At 68.8% G+C, this 16,273-nt stretch carries 16 protein-coding genes; 11 read left to right on the top strand and 5 right to left on the bottom strand.

Annotated features, from left to right (window positions below):
• Nucleotides 1-45: 45 nt before the first annotated feature.
• A complete protein-coding gene (locus LPC10_RS14405) occupies nt 46-303 on the top strand; it encodes a hypothetical protein (RefSeq protein WP_231342732.1) in 258 nt (85 codons plus the stop codon).
• A gap of 106 nt (nt 304-409) precedes the next feature.
• A complete protein-coding gene (locus tag LPC10_RS14400; RefSeq protein ID WP_231342731.1) occupies nt 410-1,315 on the top strand; it encodes a cell wall hydrolase in 906 nt (301 codons plus the stop codon).
• 36 nt (nt 1,316-1,351) lie between these two features.
• On the opposite strand, the gene LPC10_RS14395 is transcribed toward LPC10_RS14400, so the two are convergent.
• From LPC10_RS14395 to LPC10_RS14385, 3 genes are all read right to left on the bottom strand, one after another.
• Nucleotides 1,352-2,632 (bottom strand): hypothetical protein, encoded by a 1,281-nt coding sequence (locus LPC10_RS14395; protein WP_231342729.1) that lies wholly within the window; start codon nt 2,630-2,632, stop codon nt 1,352-1,354.
• The gene (locus LPC10_RS14390) at nt 2,629-4,260 is read right to left on the bottom strand and encodes an alpha-D-glucose phosphate-specific phosphoglucomutase (protein WP_231342728.1); all 1,632 of its coding nucleotides are present in this window, start codon (nt 4,258-4,260) and stop codon (nt 2,629-2,631) included. The genes LPC10_RS14395 and LPC10_RS14390 overlap by 4 nt, the downstream gene beginning before the upstream one ends.
• 103 nt (nt 4,261-4,363) lie before the next feature.
• Nucleotides 4,364-5,044 carry an MgtC/SapB family protein gene (locus tag LPC10_RS14385; RefSeq protein WP_231342726.1) on the bottom strand — a complete coding sequence of 227 codons (681 nt, stop codon included), beginning with the start codon at nt 5,042-5,044 and terminating at the stop codon, nt 4,364-4,366.
• A 139-nt stretch (nt 5,045-5,183) separates the two neighbouring features.
• Between LPC10_RS14385 and lgt the strand changes: the two genes are divergently transcribed.
• The 5 genes from lgt (at nt 5,184) to LPC10_RS14360 (ending at nt 10,205) form a co-directional block, all read left to right on the top strand.
• Entirely contained in the window at nt 5,184-6,074 is an 891-nt protein-coding gene (gene lgt, locus LPC10_RS14380; protein ID WP_231342724.1) for a prolipoprotein diacylglyceryl transferase, read from the top strand.
• A 2-nt stretch (nt 6,075-6,076) separates the two neighbouring features.
• Nucleotides 6,077-7,159 carry a class I SAM-dependent methyltransferase gene (locus LPC10_RS14375; RefSeq protein WP_231342722.1) on the top strand — a complete coding sequence of 361 codons (1,083 nt, stop codon included), beginning with the start codon at nt 6,077-6,079 and terminating at the stop codon, nt 7,157-7,159.
• A gap of 25 nt (nt 7,160-7,184) precedes the next feature.
• On the top strand, nt 7,185-7,952 hold the full coding sequence (pgeF, locus tag LPC10_RS14370; protein WP_231342720.1) for a peptidoglycan editing factor PgeF: 768 nt from the start codon (nt 7,185-7,187) through the stop codon (nt 7,950-7,952).
• A 396-nt stretch (nt 7,953-8,348) separates the two neighbouring features.
• A complete protein-coding gene (locus LPC10_RS14365) occupies nt 8,349-9,221 on the top strand; it encodes an outer membrane protein (RefSeq protein WP_231342718.1) in 873 nt (290 codons plus the stop codon).
• Between the two features lie 246 nt (nt 9,222-9,467).
• Nucleotides 9,468-10,205, top strand: coding sequence for a DUF2076 domain-containing protein (locus LPC10_RS14360; RefSeq protein ID WP_231342717.1), 738 nt, complete (start codon nt 9,468-9,470; stop codon nt 10,203-10,205).
• A gap of 81 nt (nt 10,206-10,286) precedes the next feature.
• Here the strand turns inward: LPC10_RS14360 and LPC10_RS14355 are convergent, their stop codons facing one another.
• Complete coding sequence (locus tag LPC10_RS14355) at nt 10,287-11,003, bottom strand: L,D-transpeptidase (RefSeq protein WP_231342715.1); 717 nt, start codon at nt 11,001-11,003, stop codon at nt 10,287-10,289.
• A gap of 229 nt (nt 11,004-11,232) precedes the next feature.
• Here LPC10_RS14355 and LPC10_RS14350 point away from each other — a divergent pair, with 229 nt between their 5' ends.
• The 4 genes from LPC10_RS14350 to moaD all read left to right on the top strand — a co-directional run bounded on the left by LPC10_RS14350 (nt 11,233) and on the right by moaD (nt 15,165).
• Entirely contained in the window at nt 11,233-11,958 is a 726-nt protein-coding gene (locus LPC10_RS14350; RefSeq protein WP_231342714.1) for a protein phosphatase CheZ, read from the top strand.
• 68 nt (nt 11,959-12,026) lie between these two features.
• Nucleotides 12,027-14,084 (top strand): excinuclease ABC subunit UvrC, encoded by a 2,058-nt coding sequence (gene uvrC, locus LPC10_RS14345; RefSeq protein WP_231347051.1) that lies wholly within the window; start codon nt 12,027-12,029, stop codon nt 14,082-14,084.
• Nucleotides 14,085-14,195: 111 nt separating this feature from the next.
• Nucleotides 14,196-14,795, top strand: a complete 600-nt coding sequence (pgsA, locus tag LPC10_RS14340; protein WP_231342712.1) for a CDP-diacylglycerol--glycerol-3-phosphate 3-phosphatidyltransferase — start codon at nt 14,196-14,198, stop codon at nt 14,793-14,795.
• 118 nt (nt 14,796-14,913) lie between these two features.
• Entirely contained in the window at nt 14,914-15,165 is a 252-nt protein-coding gene (gene moaD, locus LPC10_RS14335) for a molybdopterin converting factor subunit 1 (protein ID WP_231342711.1), read from the top strand.
• A gap of 4 nt (nt 15,166-15,169) precedes the next feature.
• Here moaD and LPC10_RS14330 read toward each other — a convergent pair whose 3' ends face one another.
• Nucleotides 15,170-16,111, bottom strand: coding sequence for a metal ABC transporter substrate-binding protein (locus LPC10_RS14330; protein WP_231342708.1), 942 nt, complete (start codon nt 16,109-16,111; stop codon nt 15,170-15,172).
• Between the last annotated feature and the right edge of the window lie 162 nt (nt 16,112-16,273).

Genomic DNA, 16,273 nt, shown 5'->3' with positions numbered 1-16,273 from the left:
GCGCCGATTGGTCTTCCGGCCAGGGCACCCGCGGGACTTCAAGCCATGTCGCATCCCGACTCCCCCACGGCCCTCCTCGATCATCGCGTCATCAGCCCCGGTCACCGGGCGATGCAGGCTGCCTATCTCTGGATCCTCGCGACGCTGGCCGCCGCCACAGGTGTGATCGGGTTCGTCTACCTCGAGGCCGACCGCAACGAGCGCGAAGCCGGCCGGGCGATCATCGCCTCGCAGAACGGCAGCGGCTACGTCGCGGTCCTGGTGAACGGCTTGGCGCAGCGCCACGGCCGCCCGGCTCCTTAACCGTCCGGCAACCACGTTCGCGATTAAACTCCACGCGTGAGGAACGGCTGCCCCGGCTTGGCTTAAGCTGCGGGCTCCGGCCGCTTGTGAGCGTGGAGTGTCGGCGGTGCGTACGAGGCGCGTTCGAGGCCTGGGCCTTGGCCCCCGCTGGATCGTCTCGGCCGTGGTGCCGTGGATGCTGGCGAGCGGTTTGCTGGTTTCCTTTACCGCCACCGCGGGCACCGATGCGACGCTTGGGGCCGATCGACTCTCGGAGCGCGATGGTGCGGTCACCGGCGCGCTGGTGGCCTCGACCTCGTGGAGTCCCGACGTCATCGATGCCGGACTCGTGGCCCCCGGCGCGCCCCATGAGGCCGAGCCGGGGGAGAACGGCCTCCCTGCTCTCGCCGACTCGGACGGCGCCACCCCCGCCACGCCCCGTGCCGTCGCCCTGTCCTCGGTCACGCCGGCGCCCGCCGACGCGACCCCGATCGAGGTTGCCGCGTCGAATCTCTCTCTGCCCGGCTTCTCGGCCCGGCTCGACCGTGGCCCCTCCGCTCTCGATCCGCAGATGTCGGCGCCGGAAGCCAAGTCCCACTACGCCGACCTGATCAACCCGGATGCGATGGACCGCGAGCAGCGCTGCCTCGCCGAGGCCGTCTATTTCGAAGCCCGCAGCGAGCCCGAGGAGGGACAGGCGGCGGTCGCCCAAGTGGTGCTGAACCGCGTCAAGAGCGGGCTCTATCCGTCCTCGGTCTGCGGCGTCGTCTACCAGAACCGCCATCGCTTCATGGGTTGCCAGTTCTCGTTCGCTTGCGAGGGCAAGTCCCTACGGATCACCGATGCGGAATCCTGGCGCAGCGCCACCCGCGTCGCCAGCGCGGTGATTGAGGGAAAGACCTATGTCAGCGAAGTCGGCGGCGCGACCCACTACCACGCCGACTACGTGCGCCCCGGCTGGTCCCGCCGGCTCAAGCGCAAGGACATGATCGGCCGGCATATCTTCTATCAGTTGAAGCCGAACCAGACGTAAGACCGGTGTCGCGCGACGGGATCTTCGAGAGCCCGTTCACTTTCCCTGCTTCAGATAATTCGCCCCGTCGATCACCAGAAGCTTGTCCGAGTCTCGGTCCGGCGCGAACAGGCTGAGCGACTCCGTTCCGCCCGTCTCGTCGGTCAGCGTGATCCGGAAGCCGGAGACGGCGTAGCGCCCGCTCTGCAGCGGCCGGCGGCTGTGCCCCGCCACGGTGGTCCCGCCATCGATCGCGCCACCGGTCGAGGAGAAGCCCGTGCTGCCCTCGCGGGTGAAGCGCCCGTCCGGGGTCAGGCTCAGCGTGCGCGCACCGCCGACAGCGCCCGTCGGCCCGCTCGATCCGAAGGTGTGGCTCCACGTGCCGGAGAAGCGATGACCCTCGGCGAAGGGCGGCATCGTCGCGTAGGTCGTGTCGCCGATCTTGATACTGTCGCCGCTGCGGGCGAAGGACTCACTGGAGCGCTTGGCGAGGCCGAATGGGTTCTCGACCTCGACGCGGTCGATGCTTTTGGCCGAGAGCCAGCCGCCCTTCAGTGCGTAGGTGCCGCAGCTCGCGACCGCGATGCGGCAATGGCGCGCCATGTCGCCGTCGCGGGGCAGTTCGGTCGTGTAGAGCCCGCTCTTGTCGAACAGCAGCGTGGCTTGGTCGGCGATGAAGTCCATGCCGCCGAAGGCGTTGGGCATCAGCCGCGTCTCGGTGCGCGCGTAGAGCCCTTCCATCCCGCCATCACCGGATCTCGGCGCGAGGTCGAAGCCGCGGTCGCCCCTCGACGGGCGGTAGCTGCGCACCAGCGCCTGGAACGCCTCGCGGACCGGTTTCTCGGCCTCCCGTTCGAGCTGAAGCGTGAGGAGCATGAGGTAATGCTCGCTCCCCCCGGCGGCGATCCCGACGAACCATGCGCCCATGCGCAGCCCGTCGCTCGACCGGCAGCAGCGCTGCTCGATGCGGATCGGGTGGCCGTCGAGGGTCTCGCCCGCCTTTGCGGTGAGCGGCTTGCCCTCGCTCGGAACCTGTTTAATGCCGCGCACGAACCCCGTGAACGCCGCATCGAAGGCGCCGGAGGCGGGCTTCGGCTTGGCGACCAGCAGGATCGCCATGCCCTTGCGCCCGCGCGGGCCTGTCGGCTCGTAGACGCGCTGGAACAGGAGGCCGTCATTCGCCTCCCGCCGTGTCCAATCCTCGAAGGCGGCGGGCAGATCGAACCGCGCGCCGCCGAGCGCGATCTCGGCGGCCTGGGCCGGCGGTGCGGTCGCCAGCAGGAGGGCCAGGGCGGCGCAGGCGCTCGCCGCCCGGCGGCGTGAGGGTGCGCCCGTCACGTCACGACGCTCGGCTCCGCGCGGCCGGTGAGTCGTTCGATATCCGCGAGTTCCCGTGCCACTGCGACGACGGGGGCGAGAACCTCGGCCACCGGCTGTTCCAGCCGGTCCGGCGCCGCCTCGTAGCGCTCGATATAGACGCGCAGCGTCGCCCCGGCGGTGCCGGTCCCCGACAGGCGGTAGACGATGCGCGCATCCTCCGCGAAGGTGACCCGCACCCCCTGCGCCTCCGTCACCGATCCGTCGACCGGATCGACGTAGCGGAAATCGTCCGCCGCCTTGACCGTCAGCCCGCCGATCCGGGTGCCCGGCAGCGAAGCGATCTTCGACCGCAAGCCGTCCATCAGCCGGTGGGCGGCGGCGGAATCGATCTCCTCGTAATCGTGCCGGGTGTAGTAGTCGCGACCGAACTCGGCCCAGTGCGCCCGCACAAGGTCCTGCGCCGGCTTGCCGGTCGCGGCCAGGATGTTGAGCCAGAGCAACACCGCCCACAGGCCGTCCTTCTCGCGCACGTGGTTCGAGCCGGTGCCGGCGCTCTCCTCGCCGCACAGGGTGATGCGGCCGGCATCCAAAAGGTTGCCGAAGAACTTCCACCCGGTCGGGGTCTCGAACGCCTCGATCTTGAGCGCGGCGGCGACACGGTCCACCGCGCGGCTCGTCGGCATCGAGCGGGCGACGCCGGCAAGCCCGCCCGCGTAGCCCGGCGCCCGGTGGGCATGGGCGGCGAGGATGGCGAGGCTGTCGCTCGGCGTGACGAACAGGCCGGGCGCCACGATCATGTTGCGGTCGCCGTCCCCGTCGGAGGCCGCGCCGAAATCCGGCGCGTCGGGGCCGTGCATCAGGTCAAACAACTCGTGCGCGTGGACCGGGTTCGGATCGGGATGGTGCCCGCCGAAATCGGGCTTGGGCTCGCCGTTGACCACAGTGCCGGGCGCCGCGCCGAGCGCCCCTTCCAGGATCGCCTTGGCGTAGGGGCCGGTGACCGCCGAGAGCGCGTCGAACCGCATCCGAAAGCCGGAGGCGAACATCTTGCCGAGCGCCTCGAAGTCGAACAGCGTGCGCATCAGCTCGGCATAGTCGGCGACCGGATCGATCACCTCGACCGTCATTCCGTCGATCGCGCTCGTGCCGATCCGGCCCAGATCGAGGTCGGGCGCGTCGGAGATGCGGTAATCGCCGATCGCCTTGGTGCGCTCGAAGATGGCGGCGGTGACGCTCTCGGGCGCCGGCCCGCCGTTGGGGCCGTTGAACTTGATGCCGAAATCGCCCTCCGGCCCGCCGGGATTGTGGCTCGCCGAGAGGACGATTCCGCCGACGGCCCCATGCTTGCGGATCACGCAGGAGGCGGCGGGCGTCGAGAGCAGGCCGTTCTGCCCCACCAGCACACGCCCGAAACCGTTGGCGGCGGCGATCTTGAGGGCGATCTGCACGACCTGCTCGTTGTAGAAGCGTCCGTCGCCGCCGATCACCAGAGTCGCGCCCTTGCGGTCGGGGATGGAGTCGATGATCGCCTGGACGAAATTCTGGACGTAGTGGGGCTGCCGGAAGACGGGCACCTTCTTGCGCAAGCCCGAGGTGCCGGGCTTCTGGTCCGGATAGGGGCTGGTGGGAACCCGCTTCGAGGCCATGGTTCGCTCAATTCTCGCCAAGGATAAGGTTCGCACGTCGTAGTGCGCTTTGTCGGTTCGAGTAGGGTGGGCTAACGGATTTCGTGAGGTTCCGGGAGTGCCGTCACATCGCCGAGCCGAGGCGGACGCTGAGAACCGAGGGGTTCTGCCGTAGGCGTTCGGCGATGGCCGCGACACTCGTCTGCGACAGCCGCACGAAGGCGATCGTCACCTCCTCGACGCCCTCTTCACCGCCGGGGCGTACCACGAATTGGCGCACCCGCGAGGCGCGCTCGCCGGTGACGGCCTGCAGGGTGTCGATCGAGAGGCTGCCGGCCTTCACGGTGAGGTGGAGCGCGCGGCTGTGCAGCCGGTCGCGCCAGCGTTCCTCGATCGGCTTCACCCCCGCGAGGATGCCGACGACGAGCACGGTCGCGGCGATCGCCGCGACGTAGAGGCCGCCGCCGACGGCAAGCCCGATTGCCGCCACCGCCCACAGGCTCGCGGCGGTGGTGAGCCCCTTCACGACTTCGCCGCGCAGCAGGATCGTGCCCGCGCCGAGGAAGCCGATGCCGGAGACGACCTGCGCGGCCACGCGCGAGGGATCGAGCACCACATCCTTCTGCCCGAGCACGTCGGAGAAGCCGAAGGCCGAGACGATCATGAAGAGGCAGGCGCCGACGCAGACCAGCATGTGCGTGCGCAGGCCCGCGGCCCAAAGCAGCCGCTCCCGCTCGAAGCCGATCACGCTGCCCATGGCGCCGGCGAGCACGAGGCGCGCCACCATCTCTCCGTTGCCGAGCATTCCTCCTCCCGCTCGAACCACGTTGGCGAGATTGCGCGCGTCGCGGCGCGCGCGCAACGATGCCCCGCCTTGACGCCTCGCCGGGCGCGGGTCCAATGCGGCGCGCCTTCCGAAACCGTCAGCCGCTCGTGGGCCGTCGATGCCGCCGCTTCTCGCCCTCCCCTTCCCGGCCATCGATCCGGTCGCGGTCTCGATCGGACCCGTCGAGATCAAGTGGTACGCCCTGTCCTACATCGCGGGGCTCGTCGGCGGCTGGTTCTACGCGCGCCGGCTGGTGGCGGCGGATTCGCTCTGGGGCGTGGTTAAGCGGCCGACGCTCACCGACATCGACGACCTGATCGTCTGGGTCGCGCTCGGTGTCGTGCTCGGCGGGCGGATCGGCTACGTGCTGTTCTACAACCTGCCGCTGTATCTTGATCATCCGATGGAGATCCTGGCGATCCGCAACGGCGGCATGTCGTTCCACGGCGGGTTCCTCGGCGCGATCCTGGCGCTGCTGCTCTTCGCCCGCGGGCGCAGGCTCAACGGTTATACGATGCTCGACATCGCCGCCGTGGTGGTGCCGGTCGGCCTGTTCTTCGGGCGCATCGCCAACTTCGTGAACGGCGAGCTGTGGGGCCGCGCCGCGCCGGACTTTCCCTACGCCGTCGTCTTCCCCACCGGAGGCGACGTGCCGCGCTACCCGAGCCAGCTCTTCGAGGCGGCTACCGAAGGGCTGTTGCTGTTCGTCGTCATGGCGTGGGCGGTGCGCCGCTTCGGCTTCCGCAAGCCGGGCCTGCTCGGCGGCATCTTCGTGCTCGGCTACGCGCTGGCGCGCACCTTCTGCGAGTTCTTCCGCGAGCCGGACCGGCAGCTCGGCTTCCTCTTCGGTCAGGACGTCAACGCGCTCGGCGGCGGCGTCACCATGGGAATGCTGCTCTGCGTGCCGATGGCACTGGTCGGCCTCGTCTACATCGTGCTCGCCGCCCGCGGCGTGACGCGGCCCCGGCAGACCGGGCCGGAGATCCAGGCCGAAGCCGGGCAGATCTGAGCGTGACGACAGAGGCGACGCCGCTCTTCGCGGTCCTGGCGCGGGAGATCCGCGCGGACGGGCCGATCGGCCTCGACCGCTACATGGCGCTTTGCCTCGGGCATCCGCTGCACGGCTACTACGCCACCCGCGATCCCTTCGGCCGGAGCGGCGACTTCGTCACCGCGCCGGAGATCAGCCAGATGTTCGGCGAGCTGATCGGCGCCTGGGCGGCGGCGGTCCTGTCGATGATGGCCCCCGGCGAGCGGCCCTGCCTCGTCGAACTCGGACCCGGCCGCGGCACGCTGATGGCCGACGCCCTGCGCGCGCTTCGCGCGGCCGGCGCTGACTTCGATCTCCACCTCGTCGAGACCAGTCCGACGTTGCGCCGGATCCAGGCGGAACGGCTCATCGATGCCGCGCCGACCTTCCACGATTCCGTGGCGAGCCTGCCCGACGCGCCGCTGCTCGTCATCGCCAACGAGTTCTTCGACGCCCTGCCCGCCCGCCAGTTCGTGCGGACGGCGCGCGGATGGTGCGAGCGCCGCGTCGGCCTGACCGCCGAAGGTGACGCCCTCGCCTTCGGCCTCGATCCGGAGCCCGACCCGCGGCTCACGGCGGAGGCGCCCGAGGGCGCGGTGCTGACTCTGCCGAGCCAGGGCCTCACGGTCCTGCGCGATCTCGGCCGCCGCCTCGTCGCCAGGGGCGGCGCCCTGCTCGTCATCGATTACGGCGGCGACCGGCCCGGTTTCGGCGACACGTTCCAAGCCGTCGCCGGGCATCGCTACGCCGATCCGCTGAGTCGGCCCGGCGAGGCGGACCTGACGCTGCACGTCGATTTCGGCGCGCTCGCCCGCGCGGCGGCTGCCGAGGGCATGGCCGTGCATGGCCCGGTGACGCAGCGCGACTTCCTCCTCTCGCTCGGGCTCGCCGCCCGCGCCGAGCGGCTGCAGGCCCGTGCCACGCCGGATCAGGCGCGGGCGATCGAGGCCGCCGTCCATCGCCTGACCGATCCCGATCCGCGCGGCATGGGCGCCCTGTTCAAGGTGCTCTGCACCAGTCATCCGGCACTGGCACCGTTGCCGGCACTGCCGCCCCCTTCCTGAGCCTTCCGAGAGAGTCTGCGAGACCATGTTCATCGAAGCGCCCGAGCTGAGCTCGCACTCTTATATCCGGCACGCCTTCTTCACCCGGCAGGGCGGCGTCTCGGAGGGGCTCTACGCCTCGCTGAACGGCGGGATCGGTTCGAACGACGATCCGGCGCGCGTTGCGGAGAACCGTGCGCGGATGTGCGCGCAGCTCGGATTGCCGAGCGAGAACCTCGTCAGCCTCTATCAAGTGCATTCGGCCGAGGTGGTGACCGTCGAGACGCCCTTCCCGCTCGCCGAGCGTCCGAAGGCCGACGCCATGGTGACCCGTGTGCCCGGCCTGGCACTCGGCATCGCCACGGCCGATTGCGGCCCGATCCTGTTCGCCGATCCGGAAAACCGCGTGGTGGGCGCGGCTCATGCGGGCTGGAAGGGAGCCCTCGGCGGCGTCATCGACGCGACGGTCCTGGCCATGGAGGCGCTCGGCGCCGAGCGGACATCCATCGTCGCCGTGCTCGGCCCGACGATCGGCCAAGCGTCCTACGAAGTGGGCCTCGATTTCATGGAGCGTTTCGGAGCCGAGGTTGCCGGAAGCGAAAAGTTCTTCGCCGAAGGACGGTCCGGCCACGCGCAGTTCGATCTGCCGGCCTTCATTCTAGAGCGACTCGTCGAAGCCGGTATCGGAGAAGCCACTGCGCTCGGCCTGTGCACCTACGCCGACCCGGATCGATTCTATAGCTTCCGGCGCACGACGCACCGCAGCGAACCGGATTACGGCCGGCTGATATCGGCAATTGCACTGACGCCGTGATTATATTCTTAGGGTACCCACAAAAGTCGTTGTATCCATGCAACGCCAGCCGCAAGGGTGCCCACGGCCAGGCTTTTGTGCGCTGAAGCACTCGCATGTCGCGCTGCATTCATCGTAAGCCTCACGACGTCGCGGAACGCCGTGGTTGCATCCCTGCGACAATCTGTCCGGAACCATCACCAAAAAAAGCTCGGCCGTAAGTGAACCTTGGCCGTTTGGTGACGTTTCTCGGATGGAACGACGGCAGACCAAGACCACTGCCACAAAGGGGCCGCCTTCGGGACGGTCGGCGTGGTCAAGCCGCAACAGCATCTTCCGAGATGCTGGCATAGATACGGGGCACCGTGCCGCCTCGCTTCTCCGGAAGCACCGGCACAGTCAGAGAGGACCAGAGTAATGAAATCCTTCCTTCGCGCCGGTACGGCCATCGCCGGCATCGCCTTCGCCGGTTCGGCGCTCGCCGCCGACCTGCCGCGCCGCGCCGCGCCGCCCCCGGTGTTCCAGCCGGTGCCGGTCTTCACCTGGACGGGCTTCTACGCCGGTTTCAACGCCGGTTACGGCTTCGGCACCCAGGACGACCGCGTCCCGACCGTGATCGGCGTCGGCCCGGCCTCGCTCCTCGTGCCCCCGCCCACCACCGCCGTGATCGCCTTCAGCAACCGCGAGTCCAACGAGGGCTTCGTCGGCGGCGGCCAGATCGGCTACAACTACCAGTTCACCCCGGGCTCGGGCGTCGTGATCGGCGTCGAGGCGGACGCCGAGTACGCCGATTTCGGTCGTGACCGGAACCGCTTCCTGTCGACCAGCCCGCTGGCCGCTCAGCAGGTGTTCAATCCGGGCGGTCTCTCCGGCCTCGACTTCTTCGGCACCGTCCGCGGCCGCCTCGGCTACGCCTTCGACCGCACCCTCGTGTACGGCACCGGCGGCTTCGCCTACGGCTCCGGCGGCGGTCGTGACTTCGGCACCGGCGTGTCGAGCAACGACTTCCAGACCGGCTGGGCCGCGGGTGGTGGTATCGAGTACGCTCTCCCGACCGACTCGTTCCTGAACTTCTTCAAGTCCTCGGCCGTCACGCTGAAGGTCGAAGGCCTGTACGTGAACCTCGACCGCGGCAACGGTGGCCGTGGCGCCTTCGCGGTGGACAACCAGGGCCGCACGGTCACCGTGACCAGCCCGGGCGTCGTGCTCGTCAGCGGTGGCCAGCAGGTCCGCGACACCGAGTTCGCCGTCGTCCGCGCCGGCCTGAACTACAAGTTCGGCTCGTACTAAGACCCGAAGCTTCGGCGATCCCTTGCGGGGTCGCCGAACTGTCTCGGAAAAGCCCGGCCTCGTGCCGGGCTTTTTCTTTTTCCGAAGCCGATTTCTTTTTCCGAAGCCGAAGGCGTGACCGCTCTTCGAAAGCCCTCGTCACCCGGACAATCGACACTCGGCCCCCCTGACAAAAGCTCGACCGCTCCCCATCTCCTAGCCGCCGTGCGGTGACGAGGCCGTCGGCGCCTTCAGGAGGACGTCTCCATGAACAGCGAAGAACGCGACATCATCAACGGCATCTTCCAGCGCCTGGAGCAGGCGTCCGGACAGCCCCGGGACGCCGATGCCGAACGTTTCATCGCCGATAAGCTGCGCAACCAGCCCTACGCGCCCTACGCGATGGCTCAATTGATCTACGTGCAGGAGGAGGCGATCAAGAGTCTCAACCAGCAGCTCGAACAGGCCCGCTCCCAGGCGCAGTCCCAGCCTTCCGGCGGCGGCGGCTTCCTGTCGAGCATCTTCGGCGGCGGTCAGCGCTCCGAGCCGCAGCGTCCGGCCGGTCAGGCCTGGGGGCAGCAGGGCGGCTACGGCCAGCAGGGTGGCTACGGCGGACCGCAGGGTGGGCCGCAGCCCGGCTACGGCCAGCCGGGTTACGGCGGTCCGCAGCAGGGCGGTCCGTGGGGTGGCCAGGCCCAGCAGCCCGCCCGCGGCGGCGGATTCCTCGCCACCGCCCTTCCGATGGCGGCCGGTGCGGCGGGCGGCATGCTGCTCGGCAGCGCCCTCTCCAATGCCTTCGCGGGCGGCCATTCCGCGCTCGGCAGCGCGCAGGCAGCGGGCCTGACGGGCGGTGACACCGGCGGCGGTGCCTTCGGCGGCGATCAGGATCTCGGCTCCGCGCTTGGCGGCGGGGACGGCGGCTTCCAAGACGCCTCGTTCGGCGGTGGCGGCGGCGACGATTTCGGCGGCGACCTCGGCGATGGCGGGGACGACGACTGGGCCTGATCCCGCTCGGATGGAGCTGACGGCCTAAAAAAGCCCGGTGCCGGTCTCACGGCGCCGGGCTTTCTCGTGTCGAGTGAGAGTTCAGATCACCTCGACGCGGGTTCCGACCGGTGTCCGCTCGTAGAGGTCGATCACGTCCTCGTTCATCATCCGGATGCAGCCCGAGGACACATTCTGACCGATCGTGTGCGGCTCGTTGGTGCCGTGAATGCGGTAGAGCGAAGTGCCGAGATACATCGCCCGCGCCCCGAGCGGGTTCTCCGGGCCGCCGCTCATATGCCGCGGCAGATCCGGGCGGCGGCGCAGCATCTCGGCGGGCGGCGTCCAATCCGGCCATTCCCGCTTGGCGGTGATCGTCTTCGCGCCGGTCCAGACGAAGCCCGGCCGTCCGACACCGATGCCGTAGCGGATCGCCTGGCGGCCGGGCTGAATCAGGTAGAGATACTTGGCGTTCGTATCGATCACGATCTGGCCGGCCCGTCCCGGCCCGTCATAGGCGACGACTTGGCGGGCGTAGCGGGGATCGACCGTCCGCGCGATGGCGACGTCCTCAGGCGCCGGGCTCGTCGGCAGGGCCGCAAACCGGGCGCGCGGTTGCGAGAGGGCGATGGGACGAGGTCCGCCGAGGGCACCGTAGCCATCGACGGCGGGGCGCCGGGCCGGCCCCTGCGCATCGCCGGTCATCAGGTACTCGATGAAGCCGCCGCCGTACCGGCCCGGCTCGGCCTGAGCTATCGCCGGCCCGAATCCTCCTGCGATGGCGAGCGCCGTCAGCGCCACGCTCCATTTCGCCCGCATCCCGAAACTCCCGCCCTTTACACGTAATGCGGAAAGTTTTTCGGCTTTCGCCGTGCAGGCGATGAACGAACGTGGTGAATCGCCCAGCCTCCCGGCCGGGCCCCCGTAAACTACGGGTCGTCGTCAACGGGCGGTAAATGCCTGCGATCGCCCGGAAACTTTCAGCAAATCGAAACCACTGCGCGGGATTGTGACGGATGAAATCCGCTCCCGAAGGCCCGTCCGACCGATGATCAACAAGCGCTACCGCATCGAGGAAAGCCTGGGCTTGCCCGTTCCGGCGGCCGGCATCGCTGCGGCCGCTCCTGAGGCGCTGCCGAACCCGCGCCTCGAAGAGATCCTGACGGCGATCAACGATCTGCGCCGCATTACCCAGGCGAGCGCCGGCGAGACGATCGAGGCCTGCCGCCGGGAACTCGGCGAGGCGTTCGCCATGCGCCACGAACTCGAGGTGATGAAGGAGGCGATCACCCGTACCAAGTCGGAGATCGCCAGCCTTCACCGCTCCGAGTCCACGGGCAAGGGCATGCGTCGCGTGGCGGGCGAACTCGATGCCGTGGTCGAATCGACCGAGCAGGCCACCTCGACGATCCTCGGCAGCATCGAGAAGATTGAGACCAACGCCAACATGTTGCGCGGCCAGCGCCTGACCAAGGCCGCCCAGGAGAATGTCGACGGCATCCTCGACAGCGTGATCAGCGCCTACGAGGCCTGCAACTTCCAGGACCTGACCGGCCAGCGCATCAGCAAGATCGTCGGCGTGCTCAAGTTCGTCGAGGAGCATCTCGACCGTGTCATCGAGGCCTGGAGCAGCCTCGACGGCTTCCGTGATCTCCTCGCCGTCGAGACCGCCGCGGTGGACGAGAACGACGAGAGCTCGCTTCTCAACGGTCCGAAACTTGACGACGACCCCGGTCACGTCGACCAGTCGGATATCGACGCTCTGTTCGATTGACGGACCGCATCGCCGCGCCGCGTTCGACGGCCCTTCCAACCGGAATCGTCGCGGCCTACATCGGGGCCATGAGCCGCGCGACCCGATCCGCCTTCGACGACGTCCCGCCCGACGGGTTCGACGAGGACGAGAACGAGGCGCCCTCCCTCGATGAGGCGCCCGAGATCGACTTCGACTTCGAGCCGGGCGCGGTACAAGCCGGTACGGAGATCATCCGCCGCTTCTGGACGACCCTGCCGACGTCGCCGGGCGTCTACCGGATGTTCGACCACAAGGGCGACGTCCTCTACGTCGGCAAGGCCAAGAACCTGAAGAACCGCGTCGGCTCCTATGCCCGCGGTCAGGCGCATTCCAACCGCATCGCCCGCATGATCGCGCAGACGGCGGCGATGGAGTTCGTCACCACCGCGACCGAGACCGAGGCACTCCTTCTCGAAGCCAACCTGATCAAGCAGTTGAAGCCGCGCTTCAACGTGCTGATGCGCGACGACAAGTCGTTTCCCTACATCCTGCTCACCAGCGACGGGCCGGCGCCTCAGGTCGTCAAGCACCGCGGCGCCCGGCGTCGCAAGGGCAACTACTATGGCCCCTTCGCCAATGTCTGGGCGGTCAACCGCACGGTAAACGCGCTCCAGCGCGCCTTCCTGCTGCGCACCTGTTCCGACAGCTATTACGAGAACCGCACCCGGCCCTGCCTGCTCTACCAGATCAAGCGCTGCTCCGGCCCCTGCACCGGCGAAATCGCGCTCGAGGACTATACCGCACTCGCCGACAACGCCCGTGCGTTCCTCTCCGGCAAGTCGAACGCGGTGAAGGACCGGATGCGCGAGGAGATGCAGGCGGCTTCCGAGAATCTGGAGTTCGAGCGCGCCGCCCGCTTCCGCGACCGGATCGCCGCGCTCTCGGCGATCCAGGGCACGCAGGGGGTGAACACGCAGGGCGTGGAGGAGGCCGACGTGTTCGCCCTCGACGAGCAGGCGGGCCAGTTCTGCATCGAGGTGTTCTTCTTCCGCAACTTCCAGAATTGGGGCAACCGCGCCTATTTTCCGAAGGCCGACCGCTCCATGAGCGCCGACGAGGTGCTGGCCTCGTTCATCTCGCAATTCTACGACGACAAGCCCGCTCCCAGGCTCGTCCTCGTCAGCCACACGATCGAGGATGCCGAACTCATGGCCGCGGCCCTATCGAGCCGGGTCGAGCACCGGGTCGAGGTCCATCGGCCGCAGCGGGGCGAGCGCAAGAACCTCGTCGATTACGCGCAGCGCAACGCCAAGGAGGCCCTGGGGCGGCGCCTCGCCGACACGGCCTCGCAGGGCAAGCTGCTCACCGCGCTGGGCCAAGCCTTCGGTCTCGACAAGCCGCCGCGGCGGGTCGAGGTCTACGACAACTCGCACATCTCCGGCACGGCGGCCGTCGGCGGCATGATCGTCGCCGGCCCGACCGGCTTCATGAAGACGCACTACCGCACCTTCAACATCAAGTCGGAGGAGCTGACCCCCGGCGACGATTTCGGGATGATGCGCGAGGTGCTGACCCGCCGCTTCAAGCGGCTGGCCAAGGAGGCCCCGCGCACCCCGCGCGAGGCGGCGGTCGGCGAGCCGCAGGCCGCGGCCGAGGATGAGGCGGTGCCGGCCGCGACCGAGGCCGTCTTCGAGGATCCCGACACCTTCCCCGCATGGCCCGACCTCGTGCTGATCGACGGCGGTGCCGGGCAGCTCGAGGCCGCCCGCGCCTCGCTCGCCGAGATCGGCGTGATCGACGTGCCGCTCGTCGGCATCGCCAAGGGCCGCGACCGCGACGCCGGGCGCGAGACCTTCTTCGTCCCCGGCCGCAGCCCGTTCAAGCTGCCGCCGCGCGACCCCGTGCTCTACTTCGTCCAGCGCCTGCGCGATGAGGCACACCGCTTCGCCATCGGCACGCACCGAGCCCGGCGCAAGCGCGAGATGACCAAGAACCCGCTCGACGAAATCGCGGGCATCGGCCCCACTCGCAAGCGCGCGCTCCTGCACCATTTCGGCACCGTGAAGGCCATCCAGCGGGCCGCCTTGGAGGATCTCACCAAGGCGCCCGGCGTCAACGCCGCCACCGCGCGGGCGGTCTACGACTTCTTCCACGCCAACGCTTGAGCCGAGCCCCCCTTGCCAAGCCCCTTGCCGAGCCCTTTGCCGACAGAGCCTGTGCCCGACGCGGCCCCGACGCGGTTGACGCCTCAGGCGCCGCATGATTTCACCCCGTCGATGAACGCCGTCCTTCCCCGACGCCGGTCGCAGGCCTGGACGCTCGCGAACTGCCTGACCTACGGCCGCCTCGTCGCGGTCCCGGTCGTCGTCGTCCTGCTGTTCTGGCCCGACGAGATCGCCGCCCGCTGGGCGGCCTTCGGCGTGTTCGTGGCGGCTGCGATCACCGATTATCTCGACGGCTACGTGGCCCGCGCCTGGGCGCAGAGCTCGGCGCTGGGGCGGATGCTCGACCCGATCGCCGACAAGCTCCTCGTCGCCGCCCTGCTGCTGATGCTGGCTGCCGACCGCACCATCGCCGGCATGTCGCTCTGGGCGGCCATCGTCATCCTCTGCCGCGAGGTGCTGGTCTCCGGCCTGCGTGAGTATCTGGCGGAGTTGAAGGTCGGCCTGCCGGTCAGCCGCATCGCCAAGTGGAAGACGACGGTGCAGCTCATCGCCCTCGGCTTCCTCGTGGCGGGCCCGGCCGGCGAGACCCTGATTCCCGGCAGCCTTACCGTCGGTATCGTCCTGCTCTGGCTCGCCGCCGCCCTCACGCTCTATACCGGGTGGGACTACATGAGGGCCGGGATCCGGCACGTGATCGACGATCCGCGCTGACGCGTCCGTCATCGCGAGCGAAGGCGAAGCGATCCAGCCCGTGGCATTTCCGGATGATGCGGCGCCCTGGATTGCTTCGGCTCCGCCTCGCAAAGACGGCTTTGGAAGTGGGTGTGAGATGAAGCTCGTCTATTTCGCCTGGGTGCGCGAGCGCGTCGGCAAGCCCGACGAGACGGTGAGCCCGCCGGACGGCGTCGCCACCGTCGCCGACCTCATCGGTTGGCTGAAGACACGTGGCGAGGAATACGCCTACGCCTTCGAGAACGAGGGCGTGGTACGCGCGGCGATCGACCGGGTTCATGCCAAGCCCGGCAGTGCCATTGGCGGCGCGCAGGAGATCGCATTCTTCCCGCCGATGACCGGCGGGTAGGGTCTCAGCTTAGCGCCTCGCGAAACGCGGTGAGGTTCGCGCGCATCATTTCCAGATAGCCCGGCGCCGGCCCACCGGGCGCGCTCAGCGCGTCGGAATAGATCCGGCCGCCGACCTTGGCGCCGCTCTCGCGGGCGATCTGCTGCATCAGCCGCGGGTCGGCGATCGATTCCACGAACACTGCAGGCACCTTGTCGCGGCGGATCTGGCGGATGATGCGGGCCACGTCCTTCGGTCCGGCCTCGCTGTCCGTCGAGACGCCTTGCGGTGCCAGGAAGCGCATTCCGTAGGCGGCGCTGAAATAGCCGAAGGAGTCGTGGGTGGTGATGATGCGCCGCCGCTCTTCCGGAATCTTCGCCAGTTCGGCGCGGATCTCCGCGTCCAGCGCGTCGAGTTTCGCGCTGTAGGCGGCGGCATTGGCGGCGTAGAGGTCGGCATGGGCCGGATCGGCGGCGCTCAGGCCGTCGCGGATGTTGGCGACGTAGAGCTTCACGTTCGCCACGTTCTGCCACGCGTGCGGGTCTGCGTGGTCGCTCTCGCCGTGATCATGTCCGTGGTCGTCGTGGTCGTGGCTGCCGGCGATGGTCTTCACGCCCTTGGAGGCGACGACAACCGGGGCCTTGGTGCCGGACGCCTTGATGAGCCGCTCCAGCCATCCCTCGAAACCGAGGCCGTTGACGACCACGAGGTTGGCCTCGGCTACCTGGCGGGCATCGCCCGGCGCCGGGGAATAGCCGTGCGCGTCTGCGTCCGGCCCGACGAGGCTCGTCACCGCGACCCGGTCCCCGCCGACCTGGGCCACGAGGTCAGCCAGGATCGAGAAGGTCGCCACCGCCTTCAGTCGCGCCTCTTGCGCTGCCGCCAAGGACGGGGCGAGACCGACGAGCAGCAGAATTGCGGCCGCCCATGCGTGCGACATGACTCCGCGTCCCACCAACCGACCCATTCCGAAGCTCCTCCGTTCGGCTCGCGTGATAATGTAACATTATCACATTGCCAAGGTAATGCACGAAACATGGACAAGCTTTCATGGTGCACACATCCCGAGAACGCCGGACACACACCGGAGACGAAAAGGACGTCTCGTTGCGAGACTGGCAAATGCCGC

The organism is Methylorubrum sp. B1-46, from assembly GCF_021117295.1.
Taxonomy (GTDB): domain Bacteria; phylum Pseudomonadota; class Alphaproteobacteria; order Rhizobiales; family Beijerinckiaceae; genus Methylobacterium.
The sequence above is the reverse complement of the archived record's forward strand: the minus strand, read 5'-3'. Positions and strand labels throughout refer to the sequence as shown.

What these genes read in the sequence shown, in the direction of transcription:
- lgt (WP_231342724.1), top strand. Translation starts at nt 5,184, where the DNA reads ATGCCGCCGCTTCTCGCCCTCCCCTTCCCGGCCATCGATCCGGTCGCG.
- LPC10_RS14385 (WP_231342726.1), bottom strand. Translation starts at nt 5,044, where the DNA reads ATGCTCGGCAACGGAGAGATGGTGGCGCGCCTCGTGCTCGCCGGCGCC.
- uvrC (WP_231347051.1), top strand. Translation starts at nt 12,027, where the DNA reads ATGAGCCGCGCGACCCGATCCGCCTTCGACGACGTCCCGCCCGACGGG.
- LPC10_RS14405 (WP_231342732.1), top strand. Translation starts at nt 46, where the DNA reads ATGTCGCATCCCGACTCCCCCACGGCCCTCCTCGATCATCGCGTCATC.
- LPC10_RS14390 (WP_231342728.1), bottom strand. Translation starts at nt 4,260, where the DNA reads ATGGCCTCGAAGCGGGTTCCCACCAGCCCCTATCCGGACCAGAAGCCC.
- pgsA (WP_231342712.1), top strand. Translation starts at nt 14,196, where the DNA reads ATGAACGCCGTCCTTCCCCGACGCCGGTCGCAGGCCTGGACGCTCGCG.
- LPC10_RS14360 (WP_231342717.1), top strand. Translation starts at nt 9,468, where the DNA reads ATGAACAGCGAAGAACGCGACATCATCAACGGCATCTTCCAGCGCCTG.
- LPC10_RS14355 (WP_231342715.1), bottom strand. Translation starts at nt 11,003, where the DNA reads ATGCGGGCGAAATGGAGCGTGGCGCTGACGGCGCTCGCCATCGCAGGA.
- pgeF (WP_231342720.1), top strand. Translation starts at nt 7,185, where the DNA reads ATGTTCATCGAAGCGCCCGAGCTGAGCTCGCACTCTTATATCCGGCAC.
- moaD (WP_231342711.1), top strand. Translation starts at nt 14,914, where the DNA reads ATGAAGCTCGTCTATTTCGCCTGGGTGCGCGAGCGCGTCGGCAAGCCC.
- LPC10_RS14365 (WP_231342718.1), top strand. Translation starts at nt 8,349, where the DNA reads ATGAAATCCTTCCTTCGCGCCGGTACGGCCATCGCCGGCATCGCCTTC.
- LPC10_RS14350 (WP_231342714.1), top strand. Translation starts at nt 11,233, where the DNA reads ATGATCAACAAGCGCTACCGCATCGAGGAAAGCCTGGGCTTGCCCGTT.
- LPC10_RS14330 (WP_231342708.1), bottom strand. Translation starts at nt 16,111, where the DNA reads ATGGGTCGGTTGGTGGGACGCGGAGTCATGTCGCACGCATGGGCGGCC.